The following is a 12,965-nucleotide window of genomic DNA, read 5'->3' on the forward strand; positions in this document are numbered from 1 at the left end:
ACGGGCACATATTCCTGCCTTTGGAATTTGAATATTGAATATTGGAATTTCCCGCCGCAGGCGGGTCTTACCAAACATCCAGCACGGCGTGCGTCACGCCGTTTGCCAGCGAGGAGGCCAGCAGCGGCATTGCGTTGTATTCGGCCTGCAGCTGGTCGCTTTGGCGCGCGTCAAAAGTGGGCGTGGTAAAAATCTGCCTCGTGGATGAAACCGGGCGTTTTTCAAAATACACCTTGCCGTCATTCGCGCCTTGAAGCGTGCACACGGCGAGAACCGTGAGGTCGAACTTGCGGGCGAGCCCCGAATCGTCGGCGCGCGACGTGGTCATGTTGCGCGTGTAGCGTTCGAGCGTGACTGTGAGCGTGACATCGGCGGCGGCGGCCGAGTTGACGACCGAGAGGCGTCCGTCGCGCACAAACCCATCCCTCAGTTGCGCGGAAAAAATCGCGGCACCCTGGGGGATGTTCGCCGCATTTTCGACGGGCGCGATGTAGATCGTGCGAAACGGCAGATTGCCGCCGGAGCCGAGCCGGTAGTGCGAGCAGGCGGAAAACACACCGACGCACAACAACAGCATCACCGCGAGGAAGCATTGACTTGAAAAACGCATGATGAAAACGAATGTCCGCGTTTCGCCCGATGACCATGCAAAAATTTGCGTGTCAGCGGACGGCTTTCCCTCTTTGATTTGCGTTTTTCCATTTCCACCAACCGTCATGCTTGATCCTAAACTACTTCGTGAATCGCCCGGCACCGTGCGCGCGGCGATTGCCAAAAAACACCTTCAAGTCGATCTCGACGCCGTCATCGCGCTCGACAACGCATGGCGCGCGCTCTTGCAGGAAACCGAAACGCTGCGCTCCAGGCAAAAGGCCGCGAACGGCGAAATGGCCAAACTGCCGAAGGGCTCGCCCGAGTTCATCGCGAAGGTCGCGGAGATGAAGGCGGTGTCCGCCCAAGTGAAGGAAAAGGAGGCCGCGCTCAAGGACGCCGAGGAAAAATGCCGCGCCGCCATGCTCTCGCTCCCGAACATCCCGCACGAAAGCGTGCCCGAGGGCGCGACGCCGGAGCAGAACGTCGTCTTCTCGACGCACGGCGACATTGCCGCGCTCGTCTCGCCGCACGCCAAGCCGCACTACGAAATCGACGGCTTCAACAAGCTCTTCGATTTCGACCGCGGCGCGAAGGTGACCGGCGCGGGGTTTCCGTTTTACGTCGGCGACGGCGCGAAGATCGTGCGCGCGCTGCTCCAGTTCTTCCTCGATGAGGACACGAAGGCCGGCTACACGGAGGTCAATCCGCCCATCTTCGTCAACGAGGCCAGCGCCACCGCCGTCGGCCAGCTCCCCGACAAGGAGGGCATGATGTATGAGACGATCCCCGACCGCTTTTACGCGATCCCCACGGCCGAGACTCCGCTCACCAATTTCTTCCGCGACGAAATCATCGACGAGGCCGCGCTGCCGGTCTGCCGTTGCGCCTACACGCCGTGCTTCCGCCGCGAGGCGGGCAGCTACGGCAAGGACGTGCGCGGCCTCAACCGCCTGCACCAGTTCGACAAGGTCGAGCTGCTCAAATGGGTGCACCCGTCGAAGAGCTACGAGGAGCACGACAAGCTCCGCGACGACGCCGAGCGCCTGTTGCAAAAACTCGGGCTCCCCTACCGCGTGCTCCTGATGTGCGGCGGCGACCTCGGGTTTTCGCAGGCAAAAAAATACGACCTCGAAGTCTGGTCGGGCGGGCAAAAACGCTGGCTCGAAGTTTCAAGCTGCTCGAACTTCGAGTCGTTCCAGGCGCGCCGCGCGCAAATCCGTTTCCGCGGCAAGGACGGCAAACCCGAGCTCGTCCACACGCTCAACGGCTCCGGCCTCGCGATCCCGCGCGTGCTCTCGGCGCTCCTGGAAAACAACCTGCAAGCCGACGGCCGCGTGAAAATCCCCGCCGCGCTCGCGCCGTATTTCGGCAAGGAATATTTGTCGTTCGCGTGATCGTTTCGCAAGGGCGCCGATTGCGGCCCCCTCCCCTACGGCATCAAATCTCCACGCGCTGTTTATCCCTGGCCTCCTGCCGGCGGAAAAATAGCGCCGTGCCGCCCACCGCGCCGACGCACACACAGCGACCCTCGTCGGCGATTCGTTCGCATAGTTCGGCGCGCACGTCGCGGTCTTTTTCGAGCAACCGCACCTTGATCAGCTCGTGCGCGTTGAGCGCGCGCTGCAGCTCCAGTAAAAATTCGCGGGTGATTCCGGATTTGCCGAGCTTGAGCACCGGCTCGAGCGTCTGCCCGATGCCGCGAAGCTTTTTTCTCTGCGCGCCCGTGAGTGGAAAGTCATACATGGTTTCGAGGAAATTTTCTGAAATAGAATCAGTCGAAAAAATTGATTGGCAATTCGCGAAATGCGCCCGGCTCAATGCCGTCCAAGTCGAGCGGGCCGAACTTTTCGCGATGCAGCGCGAGCACCTCGCTGCCCTGGCTCGCCAGCATCCGGCGCACCTGGTGGTAACGCCCCTCGGTAAGCGTCAGCTCCGCCGTATTCGGATTTAGGATACGCAACCGGGCGGGCAGGCATGGCTGCTTTTCGCCGTCAAGCACGAGCGCGCCCGATGCAAACAACCCGACGGCCTCCGGTGGAACCGGGCTCGCGACAGTCGCGCGATAAACTTTCGGCACCTTGTGCCTTGGCGACGTGAGCCGGTGCACGAGCGCGGTTTGGTCGGTCAGCAGAATCAAGCCGCTGGTGTCCTTGTCGAGCCGCCCGACACTCGTCACCTGCGGATTGCGCGCGCGCCAGCGCGAAGGCAGCAGCGAATAGACATTCGGCCCCTCGCGCGGATCGTGCGAGCACACAAGACCGGCGGGCTTGTTGAGCACGACAAGTATCCCCTCCGGATGATCCAGCGGTTCTCCATCAACGAGCACATTAGCCGGGTCAACTTTTTCAGAGGTGTCGCGCAACACCCCGTCCGAATCGCGCTGCGTCACCGCGTGCGTTTTCAGAAACAGGCGCGCCGCGCTGCGCGAGCAGTAACCGAGGCTGGCAAGGATTTGGTCGAGTCGACGGCGCATGGCGGGTGGTATTTTTTAAAAAGATGTAAACAAAACGCCGGGACTGACAACGATTGTTGCGCGCCGGGGCGTTGCAATTTGATGATTCATTTTTGATTTTAATGTGCCAGTCTCCACCAGATTTTCAAAGCCCAGACCCAAAACACGCCGACATTATGATTTCAATGCCGCCCGACCAATCATGAAAATCAGACTCCATATTTGGATTTTCCTGCTCCTCGCAATGACCAGCAACGCCGAACAACCCCAGCCGCCAATCAAAACCAACCCGCTCACACCCGAGGAGGCGCGGGTGATTCTCCACAAGGGCACGGAGCAGGCGTTCAGCGGCAAATATTACAAGTTCGGCGACAAGGGCGTTTACACCTGCAAACATTGCGACGCGATCCTGTTCCGCTCGTCCGACAAGTTTGACTCCGAATGCGGCTGGCCGAGTTTCGACAACGACATCCCCGGAGCCGTGAAAAAAACTCCCGACGCCGACGGCAGGCGCACGGAAATCGTCTGCAATCGTTGCGGCGGCCACCTCGGCCACGTTTTTCACGGCGAGCGTTTCACGGCAAAAAACACGCGCTACTGCGTCAACTCGATCTCGCTCAATTTTGTGCCGTCATCGAAAATGAAAGTTGAGAAGGCCTATTTTGCCGCCGGGTGTTTTTGGGGCGTTGAGTATTATCTGGAAAGGGCAAAGGGCGTGGTCGCGACAACCGTCGGCTACATGGGCGGAATGACCAAGAATCCAACCTACAGGCAAGTGAGTGCCGGCGGCACCGGTCACATCGAAACGGTCGAGGTTGTTTACGATCCGCTGCAAACCGATTTCGAGTCGCTCGCCCGCCTCTTCTTCGAGATCCACGATCCCACGCAAACAGACCGGCAGGGGCCCGACATCGGCGAGCAATATCGCGGCGCGATTTTTTATCTCAACGACGGGCAAAAAAACACCGCGGAAAAATTGATCCGCCTCCTGAGGAACAAGGGCCTGAACGTCGTGACCAAACTGGAGGCCGCGCCAACATTCTGGAAGGCGGAGGATTATCACCAGCAATACTACGACAACAACGGCAAGCAACCCTACTGCCACGCCTACACAAAACGCTTTTGAAAAACGGCCGCGCCACATTGCAAACAGGTCAAAAAGCGTTAACTTTTTTTATTTAATTTTCGCAAGCACGACATGGATCAGTCCCACACAACCTCCACCAACTCCCCCGACGCGGCGCCCCGCGCATGCGCGTCGGCCTTTGACCTTGATTTGGTGCGCAAGTATTCCCATGTCGCGGCCCCCCGTTACACATCCTATCCGCCCGCAACCAAATTTTCCGAGGACCTGGCCTTGCTGCGCGCCGGGGACGCGATCGCCGAGGACAACAATCCCGACGCGGACGCCGAAGGCGGACAGCCGCTCTCGCTGTATTTCCACCTGCCGTTTTGCGAATCGCGCTGCTGGTATTGCGGATGCACGGCGGTGATCACGCGCGACCAAGGCGCGGCGGACGCCTACCTGGACGACCTCGCGCGCGAACTGGAACTGGTCACGAGCAAAATCGACCGTCGGCGCAAGGTCGCGCAACTGCACCTCGGCGGCGGCTCGCCCACCTTTTTCACGCCCGACCAACTGCGGCGCCTGAACGGCCTCGTGCGCGCGCACTTCGCCTATGCGCCGGATGCCGAGGTGAGCGTTGAAATTGACCCGCGCAAGTTTTCGCAAGAGCATGTGCACGCGCTGCGCGAAATGGGCGCGACGCGCGCCTCGCTCGGCATACAGGACACCAACCGCCGCGTTCAGCTCGCGATCCACCGCTACCAGCCAAACACCCTGAACCGGCAGGCCGTCGCATGGCTGCGCGAGCAGGGTTTCACATCGATCAACTTCGACCTGATCTACGGGCTGCCATTGCAAACCGCCGCATCCTTCGAGCGCACGCTGGACGATGTGCTCGCGCTTTCGCCCGACCGATTCTCGATCTTCAGTTACGCGCACATCCCCTGGATAAAACCCGCGCAACGCATTTTCGAGGACCGCGGGCAGCTTCCCGGAGCCGAGGAAAAACTGGCCATGTTTGCGCTCGCGCACAAGCAGCTCACCGGCGCCGGTTTTGTGGACATCGGGCTGGATCATTTTGCAAAACCCGACGACGAACTCGCCGCGGCGCTGCGCAACGGCACGCTGCAACGCAATTTTCAAGGCTACAGCACGAAGGCCGGAACATCGCTCTATGCGTTCGGCATGTCGGCGATTTCGCAAACCCGCACCGCATACTGGCAAAACACAAAGGACCTCGCCGCCTACCGCTCGATTCTCGCCGGCGGACGACTGCCGGTGGCGCGCGCCCTGTGCCTCAGCGCCGAGGACCAGCGCCGGCGCACGATCATCATGCGCATCATGTGCGACCGCCAAATCGACTTCGCCGCGATATCGGCGGAGCTGGGCGTTGACTTTGCGCAAACCCACGCCCGCGAACTCGCCTCGATGTCGGATTTGGTGGCCGACGGAATCGTGCGACTGACCTCCGACAAATTGGAGATCACACCAGTGGGCGTTCCGCTGCTGCGCCTGGCCGCAATGCGTTTCGACACCACGCTCGCCAGGCCGTCCGGCCCGGACGGCTCCGCCCCGCCAATGCACGCGCGCGTGATTTGACACGGCATTTCACACGCGGGCTGGCGTTGCCGTATCCATTGTTTACGGTGGGACGCAAAAACGCCTGTTTGCATTCTCCCAAAAAACGCTTAAATTTGCCGTATCATGAACCTCAAGACCCTCATCGACGAAACGGCCAATCGTGCGGATGAAACGCTCGATGGTTGCACAAACCCATCGGAAGCCCGTTCGATCTTGCTCGAATTGCTAGCCACCGAACACCCGGAACTCCAGCAAACCGACCTCCGGAAAATCGTCGACCAAGTTACGGCGATTCTCACCAACGAGGGATTCTTCGAAAGCGGCCCCGGCGGCGGATGGGAAGGCGGCGGCGATGACGACGAAAGCGACGGCCTGGACGGGGACGAATAATATCGGCACCCGGTTCCCCACAAAAAAGTTTGCCGCAAACGCACGTTGATCCGCTTGCGGCGCACTGATTTTCGCGGCACCCCGCATTTCATCCTTTAACCCCGCGCCGGGACGCCCATTTTTGAGGGTTCAGAAATGAGCATTCGATTTTCCCAGCGCATCCTGTTCGCCGCACTCGCATCCCTCCTGTTCGCCGCATCGCAACCGGCGCTCCACGCCGCGCCAAAAAAAACGGCCAAGCGCGCCGCGGCACCCGCCGTCTACAAAGGCGCCATCACCATCAATGTGCAGGACGGCGCCGTGCTCTTCGAGGACAACGCGGACATTGTCAACCCGCCCGCCAGCATCACGAAACTTATGACCTTTCTCGTCGTGCATGACGCCATTAAGGCCGGCCAAATCTCGCTCGACACCCCCGCCACCGTCACCGCCGAGGACAGCCGGATCGGGGGCACTCAAGTCTGGCTCAAGGAAAAGGAAGTTTTTCCCGTCGAGGAACTGCTCTACGCCCTCATGATCCAATCCGCCAACGACTGCGCGAACGCCCTTGCGCGCACCACGGCCGGTTCGCGCGCCGCGTTTGTCGAACGCATGAACATCCGCGCCCGCCAGCTCGGCATGACAAACACCACCTTCGTCACGCCCCACGGCCTTCCGCCGCCCAGCCGCAAAATCAGCGACGGAGACCTCTCCACCCCGCGCGACATCGCCCTGCTCTCCCGCCACCTCATCGCCCACACCGACATTCTCAAATACACATCGGTGCGTTTGCGCAAATTCGGCGAAAACGTGCGCCCGCAAAAATCGCAAACCGACATGGTCAACCACAACAAACTCCTTGGCAAAGTCCCTGGCGTTGACGGGCTCAAAACCGGATTCACCAACAGCGCCGGGTTCTGCCTCTCCGCCACCGCCGAGCGCGACGGACGCCGCGTCATCGTCGTGAGCATGGGCACGCCAACCCGCATCGCACGTGATGCCAGGGTCGCCGAGCTCATCGAGTCCGCCTTCTCCAAGCTTTCCGAAATCCCCCTCTCGCCCGTGTCGGCTCCGCCGCCTGTTTCGCCCGTCAGCCCGCCACCGGAACCGCCACCCGCCGCGCCGGCAAACACCGCCGCGCCCGCGCCCGCCGAGCAACTCGGCGAGATCCCGCGCATCGTTTTTCCCGCGCCGGGCGGTTCCGGCGGCTCTCGCAAGAAATAACGCCTCAAAATCATTACAGGCTCGCCACATTCCGCATTCCGCATTCCACATTCCGCATTCAATTATGTTTATCGACGAATGTGTAATCAAAGCCCAGGCCGGTGACGGCGGACGCGGCTGCATCAGCTTCCGCCGCGAAAAATACGAACCCTGGGGCGGCCCCAACGGCGGCGACGGCGGCCGCGGCGGCGATGTCGTCCTCATCGGCGACGTGAACACCAACAATCTCATCGACTACAAATACAAGCCCCACTGGAAGGGCGAGCGCGGCGAGCACGGCATGGGCTCCGACTGCAACGGACGCGAAGGCCGCCCCGCCATTTTGAAAATGCCGCTCGGCACCGTCGTCATCAACGAGGAGACCGGCAAGGCCGTCGCCGAGGTCGTGCACGAGGGCGAGCGCATCGTGCTCTGCAAGGGCGGCAACGGCGGCTGGGGCAACACCCGCTTCAAAAGCTCCACCAACCGCGCCCCAAAACGAGCCAACCCCGGCGCGCCCGGCGAGGGCGGCACGTTCCGGCTTGTCCTCAAAAGCATCGCCGACATCGGCCTTGTCGGATTTCCCAACGCCGGCAAATCCTCGCTCACGAGCAAAATCACCAAGGCGCACCCCAAGACCGCCGCGTATCCTTTCACAACGCTGCACCCGCAGATCGGCGTCATCGAATACAACGACCTGAAAACGCAGGACCGCCTGCTCATCGCCGACGTGCCCGGCCTCATCGAGGGCGCGAGCGAAAACCGCGGCCTCGGTCATCGCTTCCTGCGCCACATCGAGCGCTGCACGCTGCTCATGTTCCTGATCGACATGGCGGGCACCGACGCCCGCGATCCGCGCGACGATTATGCCACGCTCCTCAAGGAGCTAAAGCTCTACGATCCGGCGCTTGCGAAAAAAGCGCGCATTGTCGTCGCAAACAAAATGGACATCCCCGAGGCCGAAAAGAACCTGAAGAAGTTCAAGACCCGGCACAAAGTGGACATCTTAAAAATCTCCTGCCTGACCGGCGACGGCTTGGACAAGTTGAAAAAGGAACTCCTCAAGCGCGTCCGCAAGGCCAAGCCAAGTGGCAAATGAACCGCAAGCCACGGCGGGATGTTGCGTAAGCGCCAACCTCACCAAACCTGATTTTCAAAAAGCACCCATTACGGCATAATGGGCGGGATTGATGCGGGAGGACCGGATATGGATTTCGCCCAAGCAAAACGGGCAAATCCCGCGGGCTTCTTGACCGTGCGAAGAAAAACGATTCCTTTGACGCGCATGTCACCCAAATTACCTCTGATTCAAACGACGCTTGGCGTGTGCGCTTTTGCGGCGAGTGCCGTGTCAATTCCCGCGGCATCCCAACCGAAAAATATCGTTTTGATGCTTGTTGACGACCTCGGCTGGGGCGACACCGGGCCTTATGGCGGGAGATTTGCGGAGACGCCAAATTTCGACCGTCTCGCCAAGGAAGGAATGCGATTCACCAACGCCTACGCGCCCGCGCCGATTTGCTCGGCAACCCGCGCCGCCATCATGACGGGAAAATCCCCGGCACGGTTGAATTTCGAATTTGTTATTCAGGCGCGCGGTTCCAAGCCGCCGCCCGGCACCATTTTGAGGCAACCCGATTTTCCGCGTTTTCTTGATCCGGCGGAAACCAGCATGGGCGATGTGATGGGGGCGGCCGGTTATGTCACCGGATATTTTGGAAAGTGGCATCTTTCGGAGCACGGAGTTCCCGGAAACGAACGCTATCTCGGCTACGGCAGCCAAGGGCCGGACAAACAGGGTTTTGTCCATGTAAACGAGGAGCGCGGCAGCCATCCCTACAGTTACCCGAAAGGAAAAAAGAACCGTCCGGGATACGGCGATTTTAGGGAGGGCGAGTTCGCGCCCGACCTTCTTACCGACAGGATGATCGATTTTTTGAAAGCGCACCGGGATGAAAAATTCTTTCTCTGCCTTTCGCATTATTATGTGCACGCCCCCATTCACACCCGCTGCGAATGGTTGATTAAAAAATACAAGGCCAAGGCCGCCCGCATGGGTTTGAAGATGGACAAGGAACACATCGAGTATGCCGCTTTTGTGGAGACGATGGATCATCTTGTCGGGCGCGTGCTGGACGAGATGGACTCGCTTGGCCTGGCGCAAAACACCCTGTTCGTCCTGATGTCCGACAATGGCGGCGATCCCCGTTTTGCCGACAATGGCGGATTGCGCGGCGGCAAGTGGACGCTCTACGAGGGCGGCACCCGAGTGCCGTTGATGGCTCGCTGGCCCGGAATAATCGGCGCAGGCTCCGTCAACGACACACCCGTGATCGGCACCGATTTGATGGCGACATTTTGCGAGGCCTTGGGCGTTAAAAAACCGGCGAGCGCGGTGGACAGCATGAGCTTCCTTCCCCTTCTCACCGGCAAGGCAACGGCCCTGCCGCGGGACACCCTGACATGGCATTTCCCCTTCTATCACCCGCGAGTCACCGGAACCAAGCCGATCTCCTCCATCAGAAAAGGAGACCTGAAACTCATTTATTTCTACGAGGATGATCGCCTTGAACTTTTTGACCTCAAAAACGATCCCCTCGAAAAGAATGATCTGTCGTCCCTCAAAACACAAATTGCCGCCAACATGAAAAAAACACTGCTCGACACGCTCAACGCGCAAGGCGCGCGGTTTCCGACGAAGCGCGAGTAGGCGAAGTTGAGCCGTCCTCGTCTCCGTTCGCGTTGCGGCAAGAGTATTTCCGGTTTATTTTTTTGCTCAAAATGCGACTGAAAAAACCAAAACGGCAGCCCTGAGCAGGGCTGCCGTTTTGGTTTTAATATGTATTTCGATCAAACTTTCGAACCACACTCAGTGTTTCAGGTTGGCGCAAAACGCGGCCAGGCGCTCAACGCCTTTCTTGATCATCTCGTCGCTCGTTGCGTAGCTGAGGCGCAGGTAACCCTCCGCTCCGAACGCGCTGCCAAACACCGCCGCGACCTTTTGCTGTTCGAGCAGTTTTTCGCAGAATTCAGCCGAGGAAAGGCCGAACTTGCTGATGTTCGGGAAAAGATAAAACGCTCCTTGCGCAAGCAGGCACGAAATGCCTGGAATTTTGTTGATCTCGGCGTGCAGGTATTTGCGACGGCGATCAAATGCCGCCATCATCGCCTCAACGGCCGCCTTCGTTTTTTCCTTTTCGGTGAGCGCCGCAAGCGCGCCGTATTGGGCGAAGGTCGTGGCGTTCGAGCTTGTCTGGCTTTGGATTTCCGCAACGGCCTTGGCGATCGGCGCGGGCGCGACAAGCGTGCCAAGGCGCCAGCCCGTCATTGAGTAGGTTTTTGAAAATCCGGACACCGTGATCGTGCGCGCAGCGGCTTCCGCCGAGAAGGTCGCGGGCGACACATGCTTGGCGCCGTCGTAGATGAGATGCTCGTAGATTTCGTCGGACATCACGTAGAGGTTGTGCTTGAGGGCGACGGCCATGATCGCCTCCATCTCGGCGCGCGTGTAAACGGCTCCGGTCGGATTCGAGGGGGAGTTGATGATGATGAGTTTTGTCCTCGGCGTGATGGCCGCCTCGACTTGCGCGGCGGTCAGGCGGAACCCGGTCGTGTCGTCGGCAAGCACGATCTTGGGCGTCGCGCCGGCGAGCTTGATCATTTCGGGATAGCTCACCCAATACGGCGCGGGGAGGATCACCTCATCGCCGGGCGAGCACACGGCCATGATCGCAAGGTAGCAGGAAAATTTGCCGCCGGGCGAAACAACAACCTGCGCGGGCGTGAAGTTGAGGCCGGCGCGCGCGGCGTAGTCCGCGGCAATGGCCTCGCGAAGCGGCAGGATGCCGGGCGTGGGCGCGTATTTGGTTTTGCCGGACTTGAGCGCGGCGATGCACGCCTCCTTGATGTGCTCGGGCGTGTCAAAGTCGGGTTCGCCCGCGGCGAAACCGCAAACATCTTCGCCCGCGGCAATCATCGCCTTGGCTTTTGCGTCAACGGCGAGCGTCGGGGACGGCGCTATGTTCTGGGCCCATGTTGAGAGAGGACGTGTCGGTGTGCTCATGTGAAGTTGGTTTTGCTTGTGGAAAACGACAATCGGGGCGGACTTAAAGAGCCCGCCGCCAAAAGAGCAAGCGCGCTGTTGACCAATGACCATCGTCGGAGACGCAAAAGTGCTTTCGAACGATCATCTCCGAATAAACGCGGCCCTGGCGCCGGCATGTCTTCAAAACGTGGTTAAACCCGCGTCCGCACCATCACGGCATTGCACCCGTTTCGCCGACATGCCAGACTCGCCGGACAATTTTTATTATCACATAATGTCCGATCACGCACACTCCATCCATTCCGGTCGCGCGCTGCTGGTGATTTGCACCGCGGCGTTCTTGGCACCGTTCATGGGGTCGGCGCTCAACCTCGCGCTGCCGGAGATCAGCGCGTCGCTTTCGCTCGATGCCGTCGAGCTTACCTGGCTCACAATCGCCTACCTGATTCCCACCGCGATTTTTCAGGTTCCCGCGGCGCGCATGGGCGACTTGCTCGGGCGCAAGCGCGTGTTCGTTTGGGGTGTGCTCGGGTTTTCGCTGTTCACTTTCGCATCGGGGTTTGCCCCGTCGGGAACGGTGTTGATCGCGCTCCGGTTTCTCGCCGGGATGTGCTGCGCGATGATGTTCGGCAACAACATCGCCATCCTCACCTCGGTGTTTCCGCCGCATGAGCGCGGCAAGGTGCTCGGCATCAACACGGCCATGGTCTATTCGTCGCTCGCGGCGGGTCCGTTTGTCGGCGGGCTGCTCACGCATTATTTCGGGTGGCAAAGCATTTTCTTTGTCAGCGGGGCGGTCAGTTTCGCGGTGCATATATTTGCGCGCGTCTATTTGAAGGGGGAATGGACGGTGGCAAAGGGCGAGCGGTTCGATTACGCGGGCAGCGTGCTGTATGGAATCGGCATCATGGGGTTGATTTGCGGCTTCACGCGGCTGTCGTCCATCGACGGTTTTGTGTGGCTGTCAATCGGCGGCGCGGCGCTATTTGCGTTTGTATATTATGAGCGGCGCTGCGACGCGCCGTTGATCAACTTAAAACTGTTCAGCGAGAACCGCGTCTTCGCGTTTTCCTCGCTCGCCACGCTCATCAATTACGCGGCCACGTCGGCAATCGCGTTCATGCTGAGTTTATATTTGCAATATATAAAGGGAATGGACGCGCGGCACGCCGGCTTGATATTGATATCGCAAGCGTGCGTGATGGCCGTGTTCGCGCTTGTCTCGGGGCGATTGTCCGACCGTTTTTCGGCCTCGCGCCTTGCCACGTTTGGCATGGCGGTAATCGTCGCCGGCCTTGTGATCATGCTGTTTTTGTCGCCGACAACACCCATCGGGGTCATCATCGGCAGTCTGTTTTTGCTCGGCCTTGGATTCGGCCTGTTTTCCTCGCCAAACACAAACGTTATCATGGGCTCGGTGGACAAGAAACACTACGGCCAAGCCTCCGCCACAACCGGCACGATGCGCCTGACCGGCCAGGCCTTCAGCATGGGCATCGCGGGAATGGTGATCGCGCTAAAAATCGGCAACAGGCAAATCACGCCGGAGATTTTCCCCCAGTTCATGCAAAGCCTGCGCATCACATTCATAATATTCGTGGTGCTGTGCGTGATCGGCATCTACGCCTCGTCGGTGAGGACGAAAAAATAGGAGA

At 59.8% G+C, this 12,965-nt stretch carries 12 protein-coding genes; 8 read left to right on the forward strand and 4 right to left on the reverse strand.

Annotation, left to right across the window (positions count from 1 at the left end; genetic code table 11):
* Positions 1-67: 67 nt before the first annotated feature.
* Positions 68-610 carry an LPS assembly lipoprotein LptE gene (gene lptE / locus M2447_RS07975; RefSeq protein ID WP_277558131.1) on the reverse strand — a complete coding sequence of 181 codons (543 nt, stop codon included), beginning with the start codon at positions 608-610 and terminating at the stop codon, positions 68-70.
* A gap of 106 nt (positions 611-716) precedes the next feature.
* Between lptE and serS the strand changes: the two genes are divergently transcribed.
* On the forward strand, positions 717-1,988 hold the full coding sequence (serS, locus tag M2447_RS07980) for a serine--tRNA ligase (RefSeq protein ID WP_277509525.1): 1,272 nt from the start codon (positions 717-719) through the stop codon (positions 1,986-1,988).
* A gap of 43 nt (positions 1,989-2,031) precedes the next feature.
* On the opposite strand, the gene M2447_RS07985 is transcribed toward serS, so the two are convergent.
* Both M2447_RS07985 and M2447_RS07990 read right to left on the reverse strand, forming a co-directional pair.
* Complete coding sequence (locus M2447_RS07985) at positions 2,032-2,337, reverse strand: YhbY family RNA-binding protein (protein WP_277558133.1); 306 nt, start codon at positions 2,335-2,337, stop codon at positions 2,032-2,034.
* Positions 2,338-2,365: 28 nt separating this feature from the next.
* Complete coding sequence (locus M2447_RS07990) at positions 2,366-3,067, reverse strand: pseudouridine synthase (protein WP_277509527.1); 702 nt, start codon at positions 3,065-3,067, stop codon at positions 2,366-2,368.
* A gap of 223 nt (positions 3,068-3,290) precedes the next feature.
* Here M2447_RS07990 and M2447_RS07995 point away from each other — a divergent pair, with 223 nt between their 5' ends.
* From M2447_RS07995 to M2447_RS08020, 6 genes are all read left to right on the forward strand, one after another.
* The gene (locus tag M2447_RS07995) at positions 3,291-4,172 is read left to right on the forward strand and encodes a bifunctional methionine sulfoxide reductase B/A protein (protein WP_343215386.1); all 882 of its coding nucleotides are present in this window, start codon (positions 3,291-3,293) and stop codon (positions 4,170-4,172) included.
* Between the two features lie 72 nt (positions 4,173-4,244).
* On the forward strand, positions 4,245-5,711 hold the full coding sequence (gene hemN, locus M2447_RS08000) for an oxygen-independent coproporphyrinogen III oxidase (RefSeq protein ID WP_277558136.1): 1,467 nt from the start codon (positions 4,245-4,247) through the stop codon (positions 5,709-5,711).
* A 105-nt stretch (positions 5,712-5,816) separates the two neighbouring features.
* Positions 5,817-6,083: a hypothetical protein gene (locus M2447_RS08005; protein WP_277558137.1), complete on the forward strand. Its 267-nt coding sequence runs from the start codon at positions 5,817-5,819 to the stop codon at positions 6,081-6,083.
* A 135-nt stretch (positions 6,084-6,218) separates the two neighbouring features.
* Positions 6,219-7,286, forward strand: a complete 1,068-nt coding sequence (locus M2447_RS08010) for a D-alanyl-D-alanine carboxypeptidase family protein (protein WP_277558139.1) — start codon at positions 6,219-6,221, stop codon at positions 7,284-7,286.
* 64 nt (positions 7,287-7,350) lie between these two features.
* The gene (gene obgE, locus M2447_RS08015) at positions 7,351-8,364 is read left to right on the forward strand and encodes a GTPase ObgE (RefSeq protein ID WP_277558140.1); all 1,014 of its coding nucleotides are present in this window, start codon (positions 7,351-7,353) and stop codon (positions 8,362-8,364) included.
* A 249-nt stretch (positions 8,365-8,613) separates the two neighbouring features.
* Complete coding sequence (locus M2447_RS08020; protein ID WP_343215382.1) at positions 8,614-9,975, forward strand: sulfatase; 1,362 nt, start codon at positions 8,614-8,616, stop codon at positions 9,973-9,975.
* 159 nt (positions 9,976-10,134) lie between these two features.
* On the opposite strand, the gene M2447_RS08025 is transcribed toward M2447_RS08020, so the two are convergent.
* Complete coding sequence (locus M2447_RS08025; protein ID WP_277509539.1) at positions 10,135-11,328, reverse strand: pyridoxal phosphate-dependent aminotransferase; 1,194 nt, start codon at positions 11,326-11,328, stop codon at positions 10,135-10,137.
* Between the two features lie 256 nt (positions 11,329-11,584).
* Here M2447_RS08025 and M2447_RS08030 point away from each other — a divergent pair, with 256 nt between their 5' ends.
* Positions 11,585-12,961 carry an MFS transporter gene (locus M2447_RS08030; protein WP_277558142.1) on the forward strand — a complete coding sequence of 459 codons (1,377 nt, stop codon included), beginning with the start codon at positions 11,585-11,587 and terminating at the stop codon, positions 12,959-12,961.
* Positions 12,962-12,965: the final 4 nt, after the last annotated feature.

The sequence above is a fragment of the Ereboglobus sp. PH5-10 genome (genome assembly GCF_029504735.1).
GTDB lineage: Bacteria > Verrucomicrobiota > Verrucomicrobiia > Opitutales > Opitutaceae > Ereboglobus.

Coding starts and splice junctions, on each gene's coding strand:
- lptE (WP_277558131.1), bottom strand. CDS start 610: ATGCGTTTTTCAAGTCAATGCTTCCTCGCGGTGATGCTGTTGTTGTGC.
- serS (WP_277509525.1), top strand. CDS start 717: ATGCTTGATCCTAAACTACTTCGTGAATCGCCCGGCACCGTGCGCGCG.
- M2447_RS07985 (WP_277558133.1), bottom strand. CDS start 2,337: ATGTATGACTTTCCACTCACGGGCGCGCAGAGAAAAAAGCTTCGCGGC.
- M2447_RS07990 (WP_277509527.1), bottom strand. CDS start 3,067: ATGCGCCGTCGACTCGACCAAATCCTTGCCAGCCTCGGTTACTGCTCG.
- M2447_RS07995 (WP_343215386.1), top strand. CDS start 3,291: ATGACCAGCAACGCCGAACAACCCCAGCCGCCAATCAAAACCAACCCG.
- hemN (WP_277558136.1), top strand. CDS start 4,245: ATGGATCAGTCCCACACAACCTCCACCAACTCCCCCGACGCGGCGCCC.
- M2447_RS08005 (WP_277558137.1), top strand. CDS start 5,817: ATGAACCTCAAGACCCTCATCGACGAAACGGCCAATCGTGCGGATGAA.
- M2447_RS08010 (WP_277558139.1), top strand. CDS start 6,219: ATGAGCATTCGATTTTCCCAGCGCATCCTGTTCGCCGCACTCGCATCC.
- obgE (WP_277558140.1), top strand. CDS start 7,351: ATGTTTATCGACGAATGTGTAATCAAAGCCCAGGCCGGTGACGGCGGA.
- M2447_RS08025 (WP_277509539.1), bottom strand. CDS start 11,328: ATGAGCACACCGACACGTCCTCTCTCAACATGGGCCCAGAACATAGCG.
- M2447_RS08030 (WP_277558142.1), top strand. CDS start 11,585: ATGTCCGATCACGCACACTCCATCCATTCCGGTCGCGCGCTGCTGGTG.